Here is a 24698-nt window from a genome sequence, read left to right on the forward strand (position 1 = left end):
TACAAAATTAGAGGCTGCCTTTCGGTAATACCACGAAAACAACTATCTTTGCTAACTGTTTATTATACACATAACCTAACAATATTATGCAGTATGAACTATAATTTTGATGAAATAATAAACCGTCATGGTACAGATTCCGTAAAATGGGATGCAGTAGAGAATCGTTGGGGACGCAATGACCTGATTCCAATGTGGGTAGCTGATATGGATTTCCGCACAGCTCCTTTTGTCATAGAGGCTTTGAAAAAACGCCTGGAACATGAAGTACTCGGATATACATTTGCTTGCAAAGAATGGTCGGAGTCTATTATTAACTGGGTGAAGGAGCGCCATGGTTGGGCGATTCGTGAAGAGATGTTGACTTTCACTCCCGGAATTGTTCGCGGCTTGGCTTTTGTGATCCACTGTTTTACGCAAAAAGGAGATAAGATAATGGTAATGCCCCCTGTTTATCATCCTTTCTTTTTAGTCGCTCAAAAGAATGAACGTGAAGTGGTATTCAGCCCGTTAGTCCTGAAAGATGAACAATATTATATTGATTTCGACCGCTTCCGTCAAGATATTCAAGGATGCAAATTGCTTATTCTAAGCAACCCTCATAACCCGGGTGGACGTGTATGGACCAAAGAGGAACTGTCTCAAATAGCCGACATCTGCTATGAAAGCGGCACATTGGTTATCTCTGACGAGATTCATGCTGACTTAACGCTGCCTCCATACAAACATCCTACCTTTGCTTTGATTTCAGAGAAGGCACGGATGAACTCTCTTGTCTTTATGTCTCCCAGCAAAGCATTCAACATGCCGGGATTGGCTAGTTCTTATGCAATTATTGAGAACGACGAACTTCGTCACCGTTTCCAGACATATATGGAAGCAAGCGAGTTTAGCGAAGGACATCTCTTTGCTTATTTAAGTGTAGCAGCTGCTTACAGTCATGGAACAGAATGGCTGGACCAAGTGGTAGCATATATTAAAGGAAATGTGGATTTCACTGAAACGTATTTGAAAGAACATATTCCTGCTATCAAGATGATCCGTCCGCAAGCCTCTTACTTGATCTTCCTGGATTGCCGCGCATTGGGACTTAATCAGGAAGAACTGAATCGTCTTTTTGTAGAAGATGCTCATCTGGCGCTGAATGATGGAACAACATTCGGTAAGGAAGGCGAGGGATTTATGCGGTTGAACGTTGCTTGTCCGCGTGCTACGCTGGAAAAAGCATTGAAACAGTTGGAGCAGGCTGTAATGGATTTAAAATAGTCTTTTAAGTCCATTCCCCGGTTCGGAAATAGAATCAATCCGTTCAGGGGATGAGGCTATATTTCCTGTCTCACTCTTGCTTTTTACTATTTAATTTTGTATCTTTAGTGCTTCTCATCTTCCCAAAGACAGGTAATCATATTACAAAGTGACCAATATCATCTTATAAGGTGATATTGGTCACTTTGCAATGTGCCTATTGTCCCATTGTAACGGGACGACTTACCGACTGCATAAAAAACTACTAATCTCTGCACTGAAAACCCTTAATCTTTGCACTGAAAAGTCTTAAGTACAAGATTGAAAAAATAGTTTGTTGCGGTATGATGATATGACAATGCCTCAACTATGGCATCACATTTACCGGAATCAGCCGTACCTCACTATTCAAGCCGGAGGGCAATGGACTCCAATGTCCATAATTGGCCGGACGATAGTTCAAATCAACAATATTGATTTCTTTGAATTTGCGCCACTGCACTCCCTGCCTGTCTAGTTCTGCAATTCGATTCGCAGGGAGATTCGTGACTTCTATCTCGATGTGGTTTTTTCCGGGTTTTAAGAATTGGCCTACCTTTAGTTGATAAGGCACTGCCCATGCGCATCCCGCTTCCTGTCCGTTGATGCGGACACGGGCACTTTCGCGTACATCTCCCAAATCAAGAATCCAGTCGTCAGCCTGCAAAGCCGGCAATTCGATGTCTAAGGAATAAACACCGGTTCCCATGTTCGTTTGGGCTGTCGGATGATCGATATGGGTCCATGAACAGGGGCGATCTATATCAAATGTCCCTTGAATTTCCGGTTTGCTTTCGGCGAAGTGTAGCTTCCAACCATGATCCAGACGAAGACTGAAAGGTTGCTCTTTGACATACTTCCACGGTTTGGATGCCTGCAAAGGTTGCTGATATGTTTGCAGAATGATCGATTCACCGGATTTTAATTGTAGATAGACTTGTGTTTTTCCGTCTGCCTGTCTTACTTTAGCTTCACCACATTCTCCGGTCATGGGATTGAAGAGAGCGGCTGCGGCTGCATTCGTTCCCAATGTGATCCAACCGTCCACTCCTTTGTTTTGCAAGGAAGAGATGAAATAGTGGTGTCCCGTATCATTCACTCTCCGGATCGCTTGTAGTCCGAATTTGGTTTTCATTTCTTCGGGAGAAATATTGCAGCTGGCCAATGTGCGTGCATAATCCGTTCCTGTGATAATCTTCCCCTTTCCGATTGGAGTTACGGTTGTTTCCGAGAAAGAAACAGCCGGAAGTTGCCCGAGCGTACGCTGGTAACTTTGGCGTTTTTGTTCTAACTGACCGTATCCCGGTACATCTGTCGGATAATTTTCGAGGAATACGATAGTAGCTCCCTGTTTGGCAAGTTCATAAAGATGTGCCAATACATCACTCGGCATTAGGTGCGCAGCAGGCACTACCAACGCTTTGTAGCCCGTTCCGCCCGAAGTAACCAACTGTCCGTCTTTGAAACGTGTACTGCGAATAAAGTTATCGGAAATATAATCCCCGTCATACCCGCTGTTGTTGATGCGATGGATAGCGTCGATAAACTTAGGAGCCAGTTTATCCATGTGGTGTATCGTGAATAATAACAATTGTCCCGGCTGCTCATTCCACATATCATATACCGGAAGATAAATCAGGAAATCATTATCCGGCCGTCCCATTTGCAGAAAACTCTGGCAACGGGTGATATAGTTGAAGAACGAAGGAGCATCACGCCAAATACTGTTTGTCGGACTCATATTGATAGAAGCGTAGAACAACCATCCGGGCCATTCGGCTTCTTTCGGAGAATACGGAGTGCCGTGGAAAAACATGTGATTGACACCGGAAACAAACATCAGATCCATATCCGGTTTGCATTGCGATAAAGAAGTGCGGAAATGCTCGGTCAGCCACGTGAATGTTTCGGAAGAAGTGTACGTCTTTCCTGCAATATGAGCACCTGAAGAAGCATATTTCAGCATAGACAGGTCTGAATCATTCTTTTTAGTTAAAGAGTCCTGACGCAGTCCTTCGATATGGAATTGCGACAGTCCGAAACCCTCACATTCGGGAATATCCACGGCAGCATAAATATCAATCAGATTGCCGGGCGAACCATGTGCCTGGTTGCGGGTGATACTGCCGTTCTTATGTGCCCAGTCCGTCCACTGGCAGGTAAAGTTTTCCAATAACAAATCGGAAATCGTTTCCCGGTAATCGGATACAATACGTCTGCTGACTTCCGGACGACTTTCGTCCAGAAATTCGGGGAAATGTTCTTCCAGTTTGTATCCCCGGCGACGGGCGAATTGTTCCAGGAAATCGTCTGTCCAATCTGCCTGATACACTTCGTAAGAGTCGTTGAAGAATGTATGGGGATAGCTCGTCTTGCTGCTTTTGAAAGCACGGTCAAAACGGGAAAGATAGTTCTTTACAGCTTTCTTTGAGAGATGGTTCATTACATATCCCTCACCTCCGGGAGCGGCACGTTTCACTTTCTGTCGTGTCTTACCGATATAAAGAGCTACGATTTTCCATTTGCCCGCAGGTGCTTTCCATTGTAGCTTGTCTTTTTTTACGTGGGCGGTCAGGTTGATACATTTACCTTTCTCATCGTAAGCCATCACCCGGCTTAGTACGGAATAAGCCTGCTGTTTAGGGTCGGTCACGTTGATATCTTGTTCAATCTCTTTGCCTCCCTCTAGGTTGTATGTCTGGAAGATAGCCTTAGTGGCTGCATCTTCAATACTGACTTCCGGTCCGCCGAAAGGCCATCCGGTTCCGGTATTCATGTCAATCTCGATACCGGTACGCTTTCCTTCCGCCTGTGTATGTTTGAGAACTTCCATCCAGCGGGGAGAGAGAAATTGAATTTCATTCGCATCATTGCCTTGCACACCGTAGATGGGAGTAATTTCTATCGCCCCCATTCCGGTGCGTGCATATTCTTCCAGATTGTATGTCAGGTTCTTTTCGTCTACGGCACTTCCCAGCCACCACCATCTGGCACCGGGACGTGCTTCCACCGGAGCATCCGGCCATTGCTGTGCTTGCATTACTCCACCTGCGGCAAGCAGGCAAAGGACTATCCATTGTCTTTTATTCATCATTCTTTCGGCGTATTATAATATTCTATGTTTTCTGTATCATCGGTAACAAAGAGTGGCCGTCCGTCCGGCTGTTCAAAGTGGAAACGAACACCGTCGAAGGTAATATTCCGTGCATGACGGATATAAAATCCTTTAGCTGGAATCGTGCCGAACATCCACGGTTCGGGATATACTTTTTCCTGTTCGGGCGGAACTCGTTTACCATCTTCTTCGCTGTACCCACCTTTATAATAGAGGTGAATATTACGCAAAGTCACATCCTCGATACAGGCTCCCGGTACGCCGCTGATGATAGAAGCATACCGGCTGTCGGCACTCCATACATTGATATCGCTGATAAGAATACGTTTCATGGTGCCCACAGGAGTGCCTTCAGGACTGCGCATACGTGCGCCCAACCGGAGGAAAATAGGTGCGTTGACTATATTTCTCATTGTAATATTACTGATTACAATATCTTCCAGATGTCCTCCGTCTACCGTTTCCAATGCCAATCCACGGCAATGTTCAAAGATACAGTTCGTAATCGCAATATTGCGGAAGCCTCCACTACTTTCTGTGCCGAGTTTGATGCGTCCTGTACGGAAACCATGATCGGGAGCCTGCGGTTCGTCCAACTGCCAAGTGCCATCCATTACACTGCCTTTGTCAAAGCCGCTGACATAACAATCACTGATCGTCACATTTTCCGTATCTTGGAAGCGTCCTAATCCATAAGAGGCTTTCAATACAATGGCATCATCCCAGGGGGAGTTCACCGTGCATTGGCTGATACGTACGTTCCGGCAGCAATCAATATCGAAGCCATCCCGGTTGGTGTCTACTTTCAGATTCAGAATCGTCAGATGATCCACTCCGGTAGCCAACAGGGCAAAATGCCCGCAATGCAGCATGGATAAATCTTTCAGGATCACATTTCTGCAATCTTTCAGGCTGATAGCCTTATTGCCTACCCCCGGCAGACGGCTCTCTTCACGGGTCAAGCCTTTGCCGTAGATTAAGCCGGGACCACTGATCGTAATATTCTCCAGTCCGATTCCCCAAATTAAAGAGTTTTTCCAATGGCTGTGACCGAAATCCTGATACTTATTATGTTCATTCGGTTCGGCGGTATCATATCCTTCCTCTTTTCCGGGAAAGGCGGCAATGATACGGGTGCCCTGTTCCAAATAGATATGAATGTTGCTTTTTAACCGGATGGAATAACACGCATATTCTCCCGCAGGTAGATATACTGTGCCTCCTCCGGCCTGTGCGGCCGCTTCAATTGCACGATTGATGGCAGGCGAATCAATCGTTTTCCCATCCGCTTTGGCTCCGAAGTCCATTACATTATAAATGGCTGCATGTAGATAGATGCAACCTATTAACAGACTGAATAATAAATAGATCCTTTTCATTTTTTGTCGATTTTGGCAAAAATATCCGGTAACATATAGTAGTTGTAATCCGCTTTTTCATTCTGTTCGTAGAAACAGAAGTAAAGCCGGAAAGGCTTGCTTCCTTCGTTTCGCGAAGAAGCCGGGGAGAGACTGCAACGTCCGGCCAGTACAGGGCGGTCGGTTCGTTTGCCTGATTCGTAAAGCATCAGGGGAGTTGCATCCTTATGTCCGTCACTCAAGCGAATATCATCGGTAGGAGTGACAGCCTGCAGCGTCCGTAATTGCATACTTTCTCCGTAGTAGCAAGTGAAGGCTTGTCCCTCCACGCTGAATACATTGATGTCCGAATCCGGTTGGCAATCGCCGAAACTCCAAAATAGGGCATCGGCTTCCGGAGCAGAGGCGACTTCTACTTCCAGAATAAATCCACGACTATCGGGCAGTGCTTTCCATTGGAAGGATACTCCCTGTATCTTTTCTTTAGGTTTTAGCCAGTGGCTTTCATTTCCTTTTGATATGCCCAACCGGAAAGTGCCGGCAGGTGGCGTCAGTGCTTGTGCTTGCGCATCAATGAGCAAGATTCCCAGCAGTACGATGGTCAGGAGATGTCTTAACATAGTTGAAGTTGATATTACTTTGTTCGTTCTCTTTTAGTTCAATGACATTCTTTTCTTCTGTCTTTAATGTAATTTCAGACAAGTTGAAATTCTTCGTATAGCAGATTTTGCCCGGTTTGTCGGTCTGCGCTTCGATGGCATAAAGATAGAAATTTTCCAGACGTAACGAGTCATTCCATCCCGAAGCGGAGATAAATTCGTCCACATTTTCCGCTTTTACCTTTGATACGTAGACATTGCGGAAACGCGGATAACCTTTTTCGGGAGGCGTTACCGGAGTCAGCATGATTCTCCAGTGTTCCGGGATTTCTTTCCCTTCATACTCTTTGGGTAAAGTGCTGTAACTGTAACTGGGGTTCCAGTTCAAGTCTGCCGCCAGCACGTGACGGACGTTTTCCGCTTTTACTTCGGTCATATAAATGTTTTCGATTGTCCCTCCACGGTTCATGGCGCTTTTCAACCGCAGCACGGCGGAGGTGCCGATTGCTTCCAGATTATATCCCAATACATTCCGTATGCTACCGGAAGTTTCGCTTCCGCAGGTGATAAGTCCGGCACCTTTGCGGGCGATGCAATTGCGTATGACCACATTTTCCGTAGGAAGGTTCACCCGCAGTCCGTCTGCATCCCGTCCCGATTTGATACAGATATTATCATCGTTACAGTCTACATCGCAGTTTTCGACCAAGATATTGCAGGAAGAATCAATGTCGATACCGTCCGTGCTCGGACCGTGTCCACCTATATTGTTGTTGATGGTCAATCCGTCTATCGTGCAATAATCGGAGTAAAGAATCTGACATCCCCAAAAACCGGTACGCATCAGGGTAAATCCTTTCAATGTAATGTCCGAGCTACGTTCTATGAGGATGCCCCGTACCCGTTTGCAGTCATAATCCACAATCCAGCGCAATCCTTTTGCTTCGTATTCTTTCCGCATTTCCCAATATTTATCCCAAAATACTTTTCCCCGGCAGTCCAGCGTTCCTTCTCCGCTGACGGAAGCGTTCTTTTCATTGACAATGTTGATAACTGCCGCGGGCCATGTCATCTCGATTCCTGCAATCCGTGAGCGGAATTCGGGATAATGATGAATGTAAGGGCTGGCCAGTAAAGTCACCCCTTTGTCCAGTTGCAGGTTGACACCGCTTTTTATGAACAGTGCGCCAGTCTGATAATATCCCGGCTGAAAAACTACCGTTCCTCCACCGATGACGGCACAACTGTCAATTGCTTTCTGGATAGCTTCCGTGCTAAGCACCGTGCTGTCTGCTACTGCGCCAAAAGAATTAGCGGATAAAATTACATGGTTTCCGGGCATTTGCCGGCTGCCTACACTATCGGCCCATGACAAATCCGGTTGTTGCGGTACTTGCCCCCATTCGAAGCTGTTGTTTCCTGCCTGTTTAGCCGTTGGGGTGGCGCAAGCTGCTGTCAAAAGTGTGCCTGCCAATAGGAACAGGGGAAAGATGCTTTTGGTTTTCATATTTATCTAATGCCTGATTCTTAATACTTAATACCTACTACTTATCTCTTAATTTCCGTCCGGTTTTTCAATTTCCGTGAATGGTGATTCGTTCCAGTGGAAACCATTTACATCGTCCGGCTGTGCCGGATTATAGGACGGGTCTATTTTCAGGTGTTTAGCCAGTTCCGGTACGGCTTTCTTCATTCCTTCAATCACACATTGGGCTATTTGATAGGCTCCGTATGGATTGAAGTGGGTGTTATCCTCAAAAGCTTTGGTCTGTCCCGGATAAGTGCCTGCCGGATAGTGTACGAAAGCACGTTTCGACGTTTCTGTTCCCAAAGCTTCATAAAGCGTACGGGTCATCTCGTTGAGGTCGATCAACGGAACATTTTCTTTAGCTGCCAGCCAGCGCATGGCTTCCGGATAATCTTCGTGTGTGTCACGGATATGTCCGGTTGCGTCGAAACTCCGGCGTTGGGTGGGAGTGACCAGTACGGGGTATGCTCCCCGTGCACGAGCTTCATCAATAAATGTTTTCAGGCTGGTCATAAAAGAGTAATAAGCTCCTTTGCCCGGTCCTTTTTGCTTTTGGTCGTTATGCCCGAATTCCATGAAAAGATAATCTCCTTTCTTTATCTGGCTCAATGCTTTTTTCAAACGTCCTGCGGCAATAAACGTATTGGCTGATTCGCCCGATTCCGCATAATTGGCGATACAAACGTCCGTACCGAAAAAATGAGGTATCATTTGTCCCCAGCTTGCCCATGGCTCGTTGTCCTGGTCGACTACGGTACTGTTACCGCATAGAAAAACGGTAATCACCGACGGATCGGCAGGCTCGATGCTGATACTCTGGCATACGGGTGCATCGCCGTTAAATTCCAGCGTCAGTTTATCGTCCCAGTTCAGTTTGGCTTTTTCGCGGGGTTTGATACGTACGGATTCTTTTTCGGAAATGCGGGGGTTGCGTTTGTTGATGATAAATGTTTCATCTACGAATTGTCCCTTTTTAGTAGCGAGGTTATCAATGAACAGTCGGCGTGATTCGCCTCTTACTGTTGTCACCCCTGCCTGTTTCTTGCTTCCCAGGCGAACGGTTACTTGATAGTTACCGTCCGGCACGCGGACAGAAAAGAAGAAGGGTGCCTTGCTGCCTTTTTCGGGAGTAGCGACGAGATCATATCCATATCCCGTCTCCTCACTGTAGCGGGGAGCATCTGCCAACTGGTATGTTTGGGCTTTCTCCTGTGCATTGACACTTGCCGTAGCTAAGAGTAGCAAGCCTATGATCGTAGTTTTCATGTAAAATGATATTTAATGTATATTGTTTATGGAATTTAGGCACGGATTACACGGATTTCACGGTTTTTAGAATTACGCTTTTATAAAGCAACAGCGTAATCCGTGTAATTCGTGCCTGATAATTCCCATTTAGTTAATTTTCGGTTTGAGCTCGTCAGGAGAATCTTTGGTATAAGATTTCACATCTCCCGCCACTTTGGTGAATAATGCTTGTATTAGCTCCGGAGCTATCTTGTCTGCCGGACGGAAAGCATCCGAATTCATATAATTCAGGATTGCTTTGTGCATCTGGCGGGCAACGATTCGTTTTTCCGGTTGGGAAGTAATGTCCATACTGGTCATCATCAATTTACCGTTCAAGACCTTTGCTTCGAACAACATGCCGATTTTCCGGCTGATAAACCAAGTATCAATACTTTGAACCGTTGGTTGGAATGTTGCCGGGAAGTCGGTGAATTGCATCACCTGCGCTTTGTTCAGCAGTTCCCACCATTGAAGGTTACTATGATATTCGGTAGGGAATTCGCGGAAAAGAGGGTGATATTCATTCAGGAAAATACCGGTTGTGTGCGGCGGACGCATCTTGAACCAGGAAGTATTCCAGAATACGGGAGTGAAGTATTGTTTGACTTCTTTGCCGTATTGTATCTTTCCGGCAGCCGTAATCAGCACATTTCCTCCGTCTTGTAACACAGCCAATGCCTTGGCGTCCAAGGTGTCGGTGGTATATACTGTTCCTTGTACCAGTTCCACTTGTGCCGGATATACCCAGAAATCCCAGTCGTTTACGGCATCACAGCCTTCGATACGTACTTCCAGATTTAGTTTCTGCGGTGTATCGATTCCTTCCAGAGTCATATCTACACTACCCAGAGAATAAAGATTTCCGATGGGAATGTGATGGGTGCCGACAGTTCCATGAGCATATACTTTTCCGAATTTATCCTTAATGGTATATACTGTTTTTGCACTTTCTAAGGGAGCAGCTCCGAAATGAGATACTTCAATGTCGGCATGGAATGTTTCATTGTTGGCATATACAAATTTAGGAATACGTGCCAAAAGTACGGTCGGACTGCAAAAGCGTCTGAACTGTTCTGCGTTGATATATCCTTTTTCTTCAAAGAACACGTCCAGTACACCGACTAATGCAGTTCCCTGGCCGGAATAATCATTGAGAGCCAGCAACTGGAATCCCGCATAGTCCGGAGTACGCAAGGTCTTTTCAATCTCATGTTTGTAGCAGAGTGCCTGCAATTTGCCCGAAGCCATCATAAAGTCGTGACTCTGGCTTCCCATGTGGTTATCGTTCAGAATATCCCGGAAGATTTCAAAGTTCTTCGCTTTGTTGACTCCGGTATATTTACGGATCTCATTGAAATTCGGGAATACGCACCATTGACCTGTTTCGTGTGATACATACGGTTGTTTCACCGTGTCGATTCTTGCACGATAATCCGATTCACTTTCCGGTTGCGCACCTGCCCAACTAAGTCCGCGTGCGCCGGCTTTCACATGATACTCATTGTGAGGTTGCCATTGCCAGCTGTTTCCAACGGAGGCTCCTGTGTATACACGACGCGGATCGGTTGCTTTCCAATAATCCACGAACTTGCTGACCCATGCCACCCAACGACCGGAAGGTTCATTGCCGCAAGCCAGCATGCAGTAAGAAGCGTAATTCCCATATTCCTTGGTCAGTGCAATGGTTTCGTCCATCAGGTATTTGTCAATCGGTTGTCCGTTACCCAGTCTCGGACCGTGGTTCGGCCAGCTCGGTCCTTCCGGTTGCAGATAGAAACCGACCAGATCGGCAGCGATGAAAGCTGCTTCCGGCGGACAGAAAGAGTGGAAGCGCATGTGATTCAGGCCATAGTTACGACAAATGCGGAACACCCGTTCCCAAGAAGCTACATCCATCGGCGCATAGCCTGTCAATGGGAAGTCACAGTTTTCCACCGTACCGCGAAGCATCGTTTTGCGACCATTTACATAGAACCATTTCCCTTCTATCTTGAAATCACGCATACCGAACTGTACTTGTTGTGTGTCAGTTTGCTTGCCGTTGGTTAATTTTGCCGTCAGTTTATAAAGTGCCGGACTGAATTCATCCCACGTCAGAAACTCTTTTCCCATCGGAAGTTCCATTTCCACCGGATTATCTCCCGGACGGATGTTGAAACTTTGATGTACGGGAGCCACTTTGTGCTGAATGTCCGTGTTAAAGCTCGCAGCGGAAAGGGTGATCTCTCCCTTGGTGGAAGAAGCAGACCGTATATTCATGCGAACCAGCGCTTTCTGATTGCTCAAATCGGGATATACCTGAATATCTTCTAAATGGACTTTAGGAGTAGCTTGTAATTCGATTCGTCCGACGATACCGTTCCAGTTACCTTGTGTCTGGTCGGTGATGCTGTGAGAATCTGGACCTACGTTGATTTCTTTGATTCTATTATCGATACGGATGGTAATCAGGTACGTTTTTCCGGGGGTGGTTGCAGCAGTCAGGTCATAGACATGGGGAACACAAAGACTGTTTTGCATACCAAGCTCCTGCTGATTTACCCATACAGTAGTTTCGATGTGCGGACGTTCCAGAAAAAGAGTGATTCTTTCTCCTTTCCAGTCAGCCGGAATTGTCACTTTCTTTTGATACCAGGCCACACCTACATAATGTTTGTCGGGAGTCAGAAAGAAGGGTAGCTTTACTTGTCCCTCTATCTTGTATTTTTCCATATATGGGTTGAAGTAGTAAGAACTGTCGTAGAGGCTTCCGGTCCATTGGGTACGGACGGTCACTTCATCTCCTTTCAGTTTTTCGGGCATGGAGCCGGGCAGGTTGATAGAATCGTCGAGGGATTTTTTGAACCATTGTTCCTTGACGCCGGTATCTTCCCGGTCTATCCGGAAATTCCATTTGCCGGATAAGCTGAAAGAGTGATTTTGTCCCGCTACGGTCAGTATGGAGATAAATACGATAGCAATACTTACTAAAAGTCGTTTCATGATATATAGAGTTGATATGTTTTTCATTCTTTTTAAAATCTGCCGCTAAAGTAGAGCTTTTTAAGGGTTTAGTAAATAGAAAGATGTACAGATACATAGAATATTGTATCAAAATGGACATCTAAAAGCGTTCGTGTACAAAACTACATGGATTTGAAATATTGTCCATGCTCTTTATCTTTGAGGAGGGGCGGAGATGCCTTATCTTTGCAAGGTAAACTTTTTAATCTTAATAAGGAACCATGAAAAAAGTAGTAATCTGGATAGCTCTAAGTCTTTGGTCGGTGATGACAGTCTTTGCCGGTGAGACAGCTTACCTCTTTTCTTATTTTATCAATGACAGTAAAGACGGACTGCATTTAGCATATAGTTATGATGGATTGAACTGGCTGCCTTTACATGGCGGACGTTCTTATCTTACCCCTGCGGTTGGTAAAGATAAATTAATGCGTGACCCCAGCATTTGCCAGTCGCCGGACGGAACTTTTCACATGGTCTGGACTTCCAGTTGGACGGACCGGATTATCGGATATGCCTCTTCACGCGATTTGGTTCATTGGAGTGAGCAACAAGCAATCCCTGTGATGATGCACGAGCCGGATGCACATAACTGTTGGGCTCCCGAACTGTTTTATGATGAACCTTCACAAACCTATTATATCTTTTGGGCAACTACGATTCCCGGCCGTCACAAAGAAGTGGCTACCAGTGAAAGTGAGAAGGGACTGAATCATCGTATTTATTATGTAACAACGAAGGATTTTCGTACTTTCTCAAAGACGAAGATGTTCTTCAATCCAGATTTCAGTGTGATTGATGCCGCTATTGTGAAAGACCCGAAGCGGGAAGACCTGATAATGGTAGTCAAGAATGAAAATTCCAATCCGCCGGAAAAGAATTTGCGTGTGACGCGTACAAAGAAGATAGAAAAAGGATTCCCGACCAAAGTATCGGCACCTATTACAGGAAAATATTGGGCGGAAGGTCCAGCTCCTCTTTTTGTAGGTGATACGCTTTATGTCTATTTTGATAAATACCGTGACCATCGTTATGGAGCTGTTCGTTCTTTGGACTATGGTGAAACATGGGAAGATGTGTCCGATCAGGTCTTTTTTCCGAGGGGGATTCGTCATGGAACGGCGTTTGCAGTGGATGCCTCCATTGTGGAGTCACTGATTGCCGACCGGAACTATAATCCGCTTATTCCCGATAATCTGGCGGATCCGTCTGTCTCCAAATTTGGTGATACCTATTATCTTTATGGCACTACCGATCTGGATTACGGACTTGGACGTGCCGGAACTCCTGTCGTATGGAAATCGAAAGATTTTGTGAACTGGAGTTTCGAAGGTTCCCATATCAGCGGGTTCGACTGGTCGAAAGGATATGACTACACGAATGATAAAGGTGAAAAGAAAAAGGGCTATTTCCGGTATTGGGCGCCTGGAAAAGTGATTGAGCAGGACGGCAAGTTTTATTTATACGTTACGTTTGTGAAACCGGATGACAAGATGGGAACTTATGTACTTGTAGCTGATCGCCCGGATGGTCCTTTCCATTTTACTGCGGGACAGGGGCTTTTGCCTCCCGGAGAAGAAGGAACAGATAGCCCGGCTGTCGTTGATGATATTGACGGAGAACCTTTTATTAATGACGATGGTTCAGGATATATCTTCTGGCGTCGCCGGAATGCGGGACGGCTTTCTGCGGACAGGCTTCATCTGGATGGTGAGCCGGTAGCTCTGGCAACAGCCCGCCAGGGATATTCCGAAGGTCCGGTGATGTTTAAGCGTAAAGGTATCTATTACTATATTTATACGTTGAGTGGTCATCAGAATTATGTCAATGCTTATATGATGAGCCGCGAGTCTCCTTTGACGGGTTTTGTAAAGCCGGAGGGGAACGACATTTTTTTATTCTCTTCTCCTGAAAATCAAGTGTGGGGACCGGGACATGGCAACGTGTTTTATGACGAGGGAACGGATGAATATATTTTTCTCTATCTGGAATACGGAGATGGCGGAACTACCCGTCAAGTGTATGCTAACCGGATGGAATTTAATGACGATGGAACGATAAAGACATTAATCCCCGATATGCGTGGTGTAGGTTATCTGGCTGCTTCCCAAGAGACCCGGCCGAATCTGGCATTACAGTCGCATTTTTATGCTTCCAGTGAGAAATCTCCCCGTACTTCCGTGGTCAATATCGAAACGCAACCCAATCAACCGTTGCCGGAAAAAGGTTCGGTGAAGAGCTATACCCGCACGCATACTTATCAGGCTACCCATGTAGCTGACGAATCGAATGGAACCCGTTGGATGGCGGCTGATACGGATAGCAGTCCGTTTATTACAGTCGATTTAAAGGAAATCCGTAAGGTCGGGGAGTGCCAGCTCTATTTTACCCGTCCTACTGAAGGACATACCTGGCGACTGGAGAAGTCTATCGACGGAAAACATTGGCAGATGTGTGCCGAACAAGGGAAAGTACAAGTATGCTCTCCACACATTGCTAGGGAGATAGGAGAGACACGTTATCTCCGTCTTCATATTCGCAGGGGAGATGCCGGTTTGTGGGAATGGAAAATATATGAATAACGTTTTATAACGCTAATAATCAATCGAATTTATAAAGTATATGGTAAAAAGTAAAATTCTGGCTACTTTCTGTGCCGGTCTATTAACCGTTTCTACCGGAATACAGGCAGCAGAGAGACTGGCAACCGGAACTCGACAGAAGCAAGCTCAAAAGACTGTAATTGAAACTTCTCCCTGGTTTGATGATAAAGACCTGACTTTGACGGGTGTCTATTATTATCCCGAACACTGGGATGAGAGCCAGTGGGAACGTGACTTCAAGAAAATGCATGAACTGGGATTTGAATTTACCCATTTTGCCGAGTTTGCCTGGGCGCAACTGGAACCGGAAGAGGGGCGCTATGATTTTGCATGGCTGGACAGGGCTGTAGCTTTGGCAGCCAAGTATGATTTGAAAGTTATCATGTGTACTTCTACTGCCACTCCTCCTGTATGGATGAGCCGGAAATATCCCGAAATTCTATTGAAGAATGAGGATGGAACGATACTTGACCACGGTGCCCGCCAGCATGCTTCATTTGCTTCGCCTCTTTACAGGGAATTATCATACAAGATGATTGAAAAACTGGCGCAACATTATGGCAATGACTCCCGTATTATCGGATGGCAACTCGACAACGAACCTGCTGTACAGTTTGATTATAATCCGAAAGCGGAGTTTGCTTTCCGTGATTTTCTCCGTGCCAAATACAATAATGACATTCAATTTTTAAATAATGCATGGGGCACTGCTTTCTGGAGTGAGGCTTATTCGTCTTTTGATGAAATAACGCTTCCCAAGCGCGTACAGATGTTTATGAATCATCATCAAATTTTGGATTACCGCCGTTTTGCTGCATCACAAACCAATGATTTCCTGAACGAACAATGTCTGTTGATAAAGAAATATGCAAAGAACCAATGGGTGACTACGAATTATATACCGAATTATGATGAAGGTCACATCGGTGGTAGTCCCTCGCTTGATTTTCAAAGTTATACCCGTTATATGGTATATGGTGATAATGAGGGGATTGGTCGTCGAGGCTACCGGGTAGGTAATCCGTTGCGGATAGCCTGGGCAAATGACTTTTTCCGTCCGATACAGGGAACTTATGGTGTGATGGAATTACAGCCGGGACAGGTGAACTGGGGCAGTATCAATCCCCAACCTCTTCCGGGCGCAGTTCGTCTGTGGATGTGGAGTGTGTTTGCCGGTGGAAGTGATTTTATCTGCACCTATCGTTATCGCCAGCCTCTTTACGGCACGGAACAATATCATTACGGAATTGTCGGCACGGACGGAGTGACTGTTACTCCCGGCGGAAGAGAATATGAGACATTTATAAAGGAGATTCGTGAACTTCGTAAACATAGCTCTTCCCGTGAAACCAAACCTGCCGATTACCTTGCCCGTCGTACTGCAATTCTTTTCAATCATGAAAATTCCTGGAGTATCGAGCGGCAGAAGCAGAATCGTACATGGGACACTTTTGCACACATCGAAAAGTACTATCGTACCCTAAAATCATTCGGAGCTCCTGTCGATTTTATATCAGAGACAAAGATTTTATTCGATTATCCGGTGGTCGTAATACCGGCTTATCAATTGGCTGATAAAGAACTGGTGGATAAATGGATTGCATACGTGAAGAATGGCGGAAATCTAATCTTAACCTGCCGTACGGCACAGAAGGACCGTTATGGCCGTCTTCCTGAAGCTCCTTTCGGTTCCATGATCGCTCCTTTGACAGGAAACGAAATGAACTTTTACGATTTGCTTCTTCCTGAAGATCCCGGTACTGTAGTGATGAATGGAAAGGAGTATGCGTGGAATACATGGGGAGAAATACTGAATCCTCCCACTGATGCACAGGTCTGGGCTACTTATAAAAACGAATTCTATGAAGGAAGTCCGGCTGTCACTTTCCGTAAATTAGGAAAGGGAACAATCACTTATATTGGAGTGGACAGTCATGATGGAGCATTGGAAAAAGATATATTGAAGAAACTATATGCACAACTGAATATCCCGGTGATGGATCTGCCTTATGGTGTGACAATGGAATACCGTAATGGATTGGGAATTGTTTTGAATTATTCGGATTGTCCTTATACATTCAACTTGCCGAAAGGGGGCAAGGTACTGATAGGAACTGCGGAAATTCCTACGGCAGGGGTATTGGTCTTTTCAATGTAACAATAAAAGGATATTTTTATCTTTGCAGGACTTGAATGAATTAAAAATAGAATCATACGATGAAGACGAACTTATTGAAATATATGGCAGGTATCTGCTTTGGTCTGTTGACAGTTTCTTTGGCTTTTGCCAGTGATAATTATAAGACGGTAAAGGTGAAAGCGCCTTTTCCCATGCAGCCTATTAAAATCTTTATTTATCCCGATAAAGACTTTCCGATAACGGATTACGGTGCACAACCGGGAGGTGAGGCGGATAATACAAAAGCTATTGCTGCCGCTATTGAGGCATGTAATCAAGCGGGAGGTGGACGTGTGGTTGTTCCGGCTGGTACATGGCTGACCGGGCCTATTCATTTCAAGAGTAATGTAAACCTCTGTTTGGAAGAGAATGCGGTTTTGAATTTCACGGATAATCCTTCTGATTATCTTCCGGCAGTGATGACTTCCTGGGAAGGCTTGGAATGTTACAACTATTCTCCTTTACTTTATGCTTTTGAATGTGAGAATGTGGCGATTACGGGTAAAGGAACTCTCCAGCCGAAAATGGATGCCTGGAGAGTTTGGTTCAAACGTCCCCAGCCTCATTTGGAAGCGTTGAAGGAGTTGTATACAAAAGCTTCGACTAATGTCCCTGTAATCGAACGTCAGATGGCAATAGGGGAGAATCATCTTCGTCCGCATCTGATTCATTTCAATCGTTGCAAGAATGTGCTGTTGGATGGATTTAAGATACGTGAAAGTCCGTTCTGGACCATTCACCTTTATATGTGTGATGGGGGAGTGGTACGTAATCTGGATGTGAAAGCTCATGGACATAATAACGATGGTATCGACTTTGAAATGAGTCGTAACTTTCTGGTGGAGGATTGTTCTTTCGATCAGGGGGATGATGCGGTAGTTATCAAGGCCGGACGCAATCAGGATGCCTGGAGATTGAATACTCCTTGTGAAAATATTGTAATCCGTCGTTGTCAAATTCTTAAAGGGCATACTTTGCTTGGCATCGGAAGTGAAATATCCGGAGGCATACGGAATATCTATATGCACGATTGCACGGCTCCTAATTCGGTAATGCGTCTTTTCTTCGTGAAGACCAATCATCGCCGGGGTGGATTTATAGAAAACGTTTACATGAAAAATGTACAGGCAGGTACGGCTCAACGGGTGCTTGAAATAGATACGGAAGTATTGTATCAATGGAAGAACCTGGTACCTACTTATGAGGAACGGATTACCCGTATTGATGGCATTTATATGGATAAGGTGACTTGTGAGTCGGCAGATGCCATCTATGAATTGAAGGGGAATGCCAAATTACCGGTTAAGAATGTAACGATTGAGAATGTGAAAGTGGGTGAGGTGAAAGAGTTCGTGAAGAAAGTGAATAATGTAGAGAATGTAGTGGAAAAGAATGTGACTTATGATAGGAAAGGGAAATAACCCTTTCCTGAAAGTAGCAGAAAATTTCATGCTATAATTTTAGTATAATGTAGTATCTTAGCAGCAAAATTGAAAACTTTATGCTAAGATGAAGAAATCCTTTTATTTATTACTGCTAATCACTTTATATAGCAGTATCAGCTTTGCTCAAAGCCTGAAATCTATATCTATTTTAGGCGATTCGTATTCAACATTTGAAGGATACCTGCAACCCGATACCAATAGCATTTGGTATTATGTTTCTCCGCGGCAGCAAACGGATGTAACTTCCGTAAAGCAGACCTGGTGGCATAAATTCATCAAAGAGAATAACTACCGCCTTTGTGTCAACAACTCTTTTTCCGGTGCAACGATTTGTAATACCGGTTATAATCAGGCTGATTATTCGGATCGTTCTTTTATTACCCGTATGGATAAGCTGGGATGTCCGGATATCATCTTTATTTTCGGTGCAACGAATGATTGTTGGGCTGGCTCACCGCTTGGAGATTACAAGTATGAAGGGTGGGCCAAGGAAGATTTATATACATTCCGTCCGGCCATGGCATATCTGCTCGAACACATGATTGATCGTTATCCTAATGTTGAAATCTATTTTCTGCTGAATTCAGGTTTAAAGGAAGAGTTTAACGAGTCGGTCAGAGCTATCTGTCATCACTATAATATTGATTGTATTGAACTGCATGATATTGATAAAAAGAGCGGTCATCCTTCGATAAAGGGGATGGAGCAGATTAGCGATCAGATTAAGATGTTTATGAAGAAGACGAAGTGAAAAAACAACGGAAATATAAGAAATGATATTGCCACTTGCTACTCTTTGATTAGGAATACTATTTCAAAGAGTGCCAAGTGGCAATAAGTTTAGTTGTTTATCTTAATATCCCGGATTCTGCATTGCTTTCTTTTCTTCATTGCTTAGTGCAGAACCATTTGAATTGGTGATACCGTCCAAGAAGGCTTGGGGGATCGGACGATAGTAATGTTTCTCCGATTTGAATTCGCCAAGACCTCTGCTGGCGCCATCGTTGAATTTATGCCAACGGGTGTCTAACGTCTTGGTACGTGCTAGATCTTCCCAGCGTTGCAATTCGCCACAAAGCTCACGAGTACGTTCATTTAATAGGAAGCACATCATTTTGTCAGCATTGGATGTACAGCCCAGTTCGTTGTAGATAGGAGTGTCGACTGTAGAGTTATAAACATCTGCCACACTATTTAATTTCATTGTAGTTTTGGTAGAAGCAGTAGTCTCCTGTTCGATATTGTTTGACTCATAATAGGTGTTTTCTTCCCAGTAAATAGCACCTTCGGAGGAGTGACCACCTCCTTTCCCGGAACAATAAGGATTATTCTTATAGGCTTGTCCACCATCTACGTTTTTACTACGGTCTTCACCTGTTTTATAACCGGCACGTTCACGCAGTTTGTTCATCCATTCGACAGCTTTATCATAATTGGCTTCACCCTTACGAATATATGCTTCGGCAACCATTAGTACATCATCTGCCGAACGGGCGATGATAGCATCGCGAGTACCGAATTGCGATGCTATGGAAACACGATAACCATCACGGAATTTAGATAAAGCTACTGAACGCTTGTGAGGTATGATATCGTAATAATTACCTGTTTTCTCATTTATATTCCAGCTGTGTTCCTGTCCTTTGAAATAGCGTACATATGTATACGTGTTACACATTTTTCCATCTTTTAAAACAGTATATGCCGGAGCGTTGGAATATTTCTCATAGCGGTTGTCTCCCGGGTCATTAACGATGTATTTCATACCGAGTTCACCTCCACTGAAACGTTTGTCACCTTCTTTTACACCTGCCTGAGCGTATGGCATATCTTCTGCTGTCCAGGTGGGAGCACTTTTGGTTTCGTTGGCTCCATAACAGGTAATGAATGATTTCCAGAAACGAGAGTCATTGACACGGTCAAATACCTGCATGGTATACTCTGTAGCACTTACGTATGAGAATTCACGTCCTCCGGAGATGTCACGTTTACATCCACCTATATCATTACCTTGGTATACGGCCGGATAATAAAGATGCATCTGATTTCCATAACGTCCCCATGTTGATTCATCATTAGAGAATTGAGCTGCCAAAATCACTTCACTTACTTTTTCATTGGCTCCGTTCGGCTGTTCATAGTCCCAAAGTTCTACATAATCATTGCACAACGGATGTGCGTCTACAACTTCCGAACCATATTGAATAACAGCATCGAGGTCGGATGCTACATAATTACTATTCCAATCGCTGTACAATTCGGAGGCACGGAATAAATGTGCTTTTGCAAGGAAATGGGCAGCAGCATATTTGTTAATTCGTCCGATTGATTCACCTTTATCCGGAAGTAGTCTGTAGGCTTCTCCAAAATCAGCTATGACCTGTGTGTATATTTCTTCAGCAGAATTCCGTGTGAAGTACGTTTCCGCGCTTGTAGACGGAACTAATTTCAACGGCACACCACCAAATTGTTTCACTAATTCAAAATAAGCATAGGCTCTTAGAAAGTGTGCTTCTCCCAAGCGTGTGTTATATGTGGGTGAACTTTGGTTATAATATTGAGGTATGTTTTGGATCAATATGTTTGCGGGTTCAACCAGTCCGTAGTAATTGTCCCAGATAGGTTGGTTGGCGGCATTTTCAGATGAATTTAAATCTTGACTATAGTGATTCCATGCTGGAATAACATTATTAGCATCAGTAAATTCATCCACTCCCATGTTGTAGCACTGAATCCCCCATATATAGTTGAATTTGAATTTCAGTTTCTGATAGGCTCCGGTCACTAATTCATCAAGACCTTCTTGTGTCTTAAAGCGGTCGGTACTATATTGAGTTGTTAAATTCTCATCAAGGAAAGATTCACTGCACGAAGTGATCGAGCTTCCTGTTACGCTGGCCATTAAAGCAGCAAATAATATTCTATTTAATTTCATAATGTCTTTACTTTAATTTGTTTATTAGAATCCGATGTTGACACCTATTACAAAACTCTTCAAAGTGGTAGGTGAACCAAATGTCTTGGCATTATTGTCATAGTTTACCAAGTCTGTATCCAAAAAGTCACATGCCTTATAGATATTGAATGGATTCATGGCTTGAACATACAACTTCAGATTACTGATACCCAAGTTCTTTAATTGTTGTGGGGTAAAGTTATAACCCAATGAGATATTACGAACTTTGATGTACGAACCATCCTGATAGTTCATTGCGCTGTTAAAGGCATCGGCTCCTTCACCGTTGGAACCGGGTGAATAGTATTTTGCATTCTCATTGGTACCGGCTACCCAATAATCTATTTTACGTTGCATATAGCGACCGTCAAGAGTAACAGCTCCCTGTGGAACAGTAAATCCCCAACGTGATAAAATAAAGAAGGATAGCTCAAAATTCTTATAGCTGAAAGTGTTACTCCATCCACCTGTCCAGCGTGGACGTGTATGCCCTACAATTTTCTTATCGTCATTGGCATCTATTGTATCGTCATTATTTAAATCTTTCACTTTGATTTGTCCCGGTTTACGTCCGTATTTGGCAGCTTCTTCAGCTTCTTCTGTTTTCCAGATGCCATCATATACCCAGTCGTAATAAACACCGATTTCCTCACCGACAAACCATTTGTTGTTCACATCTTCTGTTCTACCATTAGACAATTCGTCGATTCGGTTTCTATCCATTGACCATGTTAAAGTAGTGCTCCAAGAAAAATCTTTTGTTTGTATAGGTATTGCATTTACTTGTAGGTCAATTCCATATCCGGATGTTTTACCCACATTGGCATAAGTAGAAACATAGCCCGTTAGTGAAGGAATTGACATTTCCAGTAACAAATCATCAGTTTTCGTTTTGTATGCATCGATACTACCAGTAAGTCGGTTATTAAAGAAACCGTAGTCAACACCGACATTGTATTGTGTAGTTCTTTCCCAGCCTAGAGTTGGATTAGCCATTTTGGCGGGTTCCTTCTGTGAAGGATCTGAAGGTACATAGCCCAAAGATGACTCATTCTGTCCCCAGTTATAGTATAAGCCTGTGATAGCGCCTTTAGTTGCATATGCTTTGATTGCCGCATTACCTGTAACACCCATACCTATACGAAGTTTCAACTGATTCAGCCAACTGATGTCTTTCAGGAAATCTTCCTGATCCATTCTCCATGCGATAGCAGCAGAAGGGAAACTTGCCCATTTGTGCCCTTCGGCTAATTGAGAGGCGCCGTCCCAACGCATAGATGCTGTCAATAAGTATTTATCTTTATAACCATAGTTTAGGCGAATCATATAAGATGCCATTTGAGTTTCGGTCAGACCTGTGCCAAAAGAGTTTAGTGTACCGGCAGATCCTATATTATACCAAAGCTCATCCGATGAGGCTACATTAGTAGCTCTCATATCTCCCATCTCGTAATGGTAGGCCGAAGCGGATTGCATCAATGTCATGCCTAAATTATGTTGACCCAGGGCTTTGTTATAATAGATCAGGTTATCCAATGTCCATGCACGTTTTTGTTCGTTCTTGTATTGTGCACCATTGTTACCATCTCCATTAATACCATCTGCTGCATTAGCAACTCCTAAAGTGTAGAATTGGAATTCAGGGCCAAACTGAAGACGATAAGATAAGCCTTCCAGGGGTTTCCAGATTTTGCCGAAATCAATTTGCGAATACAAACTAGCAGAAGCACGGAAAGTGCGGCGTTGGTTGGTGTTGTAGTCTAATTCACGAATAGGGTTGATGATATTTACATCCCCACTCGGATAACGGACATATTCACCGTTTTCGTCATAAGGTACTGTCCATGGAATCATACTTCTTAATGCGCTATAGAAATCACCCGAACCGGTTACAGACTTGGAGAAACTATATCCATAGTCTTGAGTGGAATAAGATGCATTAATTGAAGATCCCATTTTGAACCAATTGACAGGAGTTACATCAAATGAGGTCTTTAATGTATAACGTTCATATGCTTGCCCTGGTTGTGTACCTTTCTGGTCCAAATAACCGAATGAGGCATAGCCTTGGAATTTGTCAGACCCTCCGGATGCGCTTAAGGTATGTTCGTGTGTAATCCCCGTCTGTTTACCGTGCGAAGCCCAGTCGTATGATCCTACTAAAGATGGATCGTAGACTCCATTTACCCATGCCTTTTCGATGTTTTTCCATGAAGCGGTTACGCTACCAAATGCAGCTTTATCTGCTTCATAAGTTGGAGTGGCAGAAGCATAAGAACCTGCATTATATTTAGCTAAGCGGGCATAATCCAACCATTCAGCGGCAGACATCATTTCTGTAACATCGTGTAACGTTTCAAAAGTGACAGTACCGGAATAGTTTAGGGTCACTTTACCTTCTTTTCCTTTTTTGGTAGTTACAAGAATCACACCGTTGGCACCACGTGAGCCATAAATAGCTGTGGCTGAAGCATCTTTTAAAATGTCAATAGCTTCAATGTCGGAAGGATTGATATTTTCAATGCCTCCATTTTGAATTACCATACCGTCTACCACATACAGTGGACCTTGTTCCGCATTAATAGAGCGTTGTCCACGGATATTAATGTTGCCCACTTCTCCGGGACGCTGACTGGATGTAATATCTACACCGGCTGTTTTACCTTGCATCCCTTCTAGCGCATTTCTTACAGGCATTGCTTTCAGTTCTTTTTCACCTACGCGAGCCATGGCACCGGTTACGTCACTTTTTTTCTGTACTCCATAGCCTACAACTACTACTTCGTCTAAGGTCTCGGTATCTTCTTGAAGAGTAATTTTAAAGTTGGTATTTCCTGCTACGGATACTTCTTGTTTTTTATATCCTATATAAGTGATAGTGATTGTACCTTTTATTGGCACATTGGAAAGAGAAAACTTGCCATTTAAATCAGTAATTGTACCATTAGTAGTACCATTAACCAATACACTGGCACCAATAACCGGTTCTCCGGTGAAATCTGTAACTGTGCCCGAAATTGTCTTATTCTGGGCATAAGATTCTACTATTAAAAAAGAAAACAAAGTGAGGAGAAATAGCCGTCGGATAGTATCCTTATAGGCGTACAGGTGATTACCTTTTTTGTTGCTTTTCATACTTTAATTATTAAGTTATAAATATTGGTTTATATGTCCTTTATTGTTGATTTATCTTTTTATCTTCTAATGAAGACTCTTTGTTTCTTTTTATATGGATATTCCTGTAACGTAGTACTTTATAGAGGTTTAGTAGTATAATATATTGTATGATATTAATATATTTACATAGCATATTTATTATAGAGTTAAACAAAAGTTAGATT

The 24698-nt window shown here is 43.9% G+C and carries 13 protein-coding genes; 5 read left to right on the plus strand and 8 right to left on the minus strand.

The features are described 5' to 3' along the window. The first annotated feature begins 93 nt into the window (after positions 1–93). A complete protein-coding gene (locus H8796_RS11275) occupies positions 94–1266 on the plus strand; it encodes a MalY/PatB family protein (RefSeq protein ID WP_117934791.1) in 1173 nt (390 codons plus the stop codon). Positions 1267–1612: 346 nt separating this feature from the next. Here H8796_RS11275 and H8796_RS11280 read toward each other — a convergent pair whose 3' ends face one another. The 6 genes from H8796_RS11280 to H8796_RS11305 form a co-directional block, all read right to left on the minus strand. After that, the gene (locus H8796_RS11280; protein WP_187343975.1) at positions 1613–4378 is read right to left on the minus strand and encodes a glycosyl hydrolase; all 2766 of its coding nucleotides are present in this window, start codon (positions 4376–4378) and stop codon (positions 1613–1615) included. Beyond that, positions 4375–5778, minus strand: a complete 1404-nt coding sequence (locus H8796_RS11285; RefSeq protein ID WP_117934793.1) for a glycoside hydrolase family 28 protein — start codon at positions 5776–5778, stop codon at positions 4375–4377. The genes H8796_RS11280 and H8796_RS11285 overlap by 4 nt, the downstream gene beginning before the upstream one ends. Beyond that, entirely contained in the window at positions 5775–6377 is a 603-nt protein-coding gene (locus H8796_RS11290; RefSeq protein WP_004309133.1) for a DUF4450 domain-containing protein, read from the minus strand. The genes H8796_RS11285 and H8796_RS11290 overlap by 4 nt, the downstream gene beginning before the upstream one ends. Next, positions 6328–7863: a glycoside hydrolase family 28 protein gene (locus H8796_RS11295; RefSeq protein WP_004309134.1), complete on the minus strand. Its 1536-nt coding sequence runs from the start codon at positions 7861–7863 to the stop codon at positions 6328–6330. Before H8796_RS11295 ends, H8796_RS11290 begins: the two co-directional genes overlap by 50 nt. Before the next feature lie 48 nt (positions 7864–7911). Next, on the minus strand, positions 7912–9150 hold the full coding sequence (locus tag H8796_RS11300) for a rhamnogalacturonan acetylesterase (protein ID WP_004305254.1): 1239 nt from the start codon (positions 9148–9150) through the stop codon (positions 7912–7914). Between the two features lie 129 nt (positions 9151–9279). Next, positions 9280–12156 (minus strand): sugar-binding domain-containing protein, encoded by a 2877-nt coding sequence (locus H8796_RS11305; RefSeq protein ID WP_032847388.1) that lies wholly within the window; start codon positions 12154–12156, stop codon positions 9280–9282. Between the two features lie 242 nt (positions 12157–12398). Here H8796_RS11305 and H8796_RS11310 point away from each other — a divergent pair, with 242 nt between their 5' ends. The 4 genes from H8796_RS11310 to H8796_RS11325 all read left to right on the plus strand — a co-directional run bounded on the left by H8796_RS11310 (position 12399) and on the right by H8796_RS11325 (position 19152). Continuing rightward, positions 12399–14756, plus strand: a complete 2358-nt coding sequence (locus H8796_RS11310; RefSeq protein ID WP_187343976.1) for a family 43 glycosylhydrolase — start codon at positions 12399–12401, stop codon at positions 14754–14756. A gap of 31 nt (positions 14757–14787) precedes the next feature. Next, positions 14788–16935, plus strand: coding sequence for a beta-galactosidase (locus tag H8796_RS11315; protein WP_117934795.1), 2148 nt, complete (start codon positions 14788–14790; stop codon positions 16933–16935). 59 nt (positions 16936–16994) lie between these two features. Then, positions 16995–18377, plus strand: coding sequence for a glycoside hydrolase family 28 protein (locus tag H8796_RS11320; protein WP_187343977.1), 1383 nt, complete (start codon positions 16995–16997; stop codon positions 18375–18377). A gap of 88 nt (positions 18378–18465) precedes the next feature. Continuing rightward, positions 18466–19152, plus strand: coding sequence for an SGNH/GDSL hydrolase family protein (locus tag H8796_RS11325; RefSeq protein ID WP_117934797.1), 687 nt, complete (start codon positions 18466–18468; stop codon positions 19150–19152). Positions 19153–19254: 102 nt separating this feature from the next. On the opposite strand, the gene H8796_RS11330 is transcribed toward H8796_RS11325, so the two are convergent. Together H8796_RS11330 and H8796_RS11335 are read right to left on the minus strand one after the other, a co-directional pair. After that, positions 19255–21336, minus strand: coding sequence for a RagB/SusD family nutrient uptake outer membrane protein (locus H8796_RS11330; RefSeq protein ID WP_117934799.1), 2082 nt, complete (start codon positions 21334–21336; stop codon positions 19255–19257). 24 nt (positions 21337–21360) lie between these two features. Beyond that, positions 21361–24492: a TonB-dependent receptor gene (locus H8796_RS11335; protein ID WP_117934801.1), complete on the minus strand. Its 3132-nt coding sequence runs from the start codon at positions 24490–24492 to the stop codon at positions 21361–21363. Positions 24493–24698 lie beyond the last annotated feature (206 nt).

This window comes from Bacteroides sp. M10, from assembly GCF_014334015.1.
Taxonomy (GTDB): domain Bacteria; phylum Bacteroidota; class Bacteroidia; order Bacteroidales; family Bacteroidaceae; genus Bacteroides; species Bacteroides intestinigallinarum.

What these genes read in the sequence shown, in the direction of transcription:
- H8796_RS11275 (WP_117934791.1), top strand. Translation starts at nt 94, where the DNA reads ATGAACTATAATTTTGATGAAATAATAAACCGTCATGGTACAGATTCC.
- H8796_RS11280 (WP_187343975.1), bottom strand. Translation starts at nt 4,378, where the DNA reads ATGATGAATAAAAGACAATGGATAGTCCTTTGCCTGCTTGCCGCAGGT.
- H8796_RS11285 (WP_117934793.1), bottom strand. Translation starts at nt 5,778, where the DNA reads ATGAAAAGGATCTATTTATTATTCAGTCTGTTAATAGGTTGCATCTAT.
- H8796_RS11290 (WP_004309133.1), bottom strand. Translation starts at nt 6,377, where the DNA reads ATGTTAAGACATCTCCTGACCATCGTACTGCTGGGAATCTTGCTCATT.
- H8796_RS11295 (WP_004309134.1), bottom strand. Translation starts at nt 7,863, where the DNA reads ATGAAAACCAAAAGCATCTTTCCCCTGTTCCTATTGGCAGGCACACTT.
- H8796_RS11300 (WP_004305254.1), bottom strand. Translation starts at nt 9,150, where the DNA reads ATGAAAACTACGATCATAGGCTTGCTACTCTTAGCTACGGCAAGTGTC.
- H8796_RS11305 (WP_032847388.1), bottom strand. Translation starts at nt 12,156, where the DNA reads ATGAAACGACTTTTAGTAAGTATTGCTATCGTATTTATCTCCATACTG.
- H8796_RS11310 (WP_187343976.1), top strand. Translation starts at nt 12,399, where the DNA reads ATGAAAAAAGTAGTAATCTGGATAGCTCTAAGTCTTTGGTCGGTGATG.
- H8796_RS11320 (WP_187343977.1), top strand. Translation starts at nt 16,995, where the DNA reads ATGAAGACGAACTTATTGAAATATATGGCAGGTATCTGCTTTGGTCTG.
- H8796_RS11325 (WP_117934797.1), top strand. Translation starts at nt 18,466, where the DNA reads ATGAAGAAATCCTTTTATTTATTACTGCTAATCACTTTATATAGCAGT.
- H8796_RS11330 (WP_117934799.1), bottom strand. Translation starts at nt 21,336, where the DNA reads ATGAAATTAAATAGAATATTATTTGCTGCTTTAATGGCCAGCGTAACA.
- H8796_RS11335 (WP_117934801.1), bottom strand. Translation starts at nt 24,492, where the DNA reads ATGAAAAGCAACAAAAAAGGTAATCACCTGTACGCCTATAAGGATACT.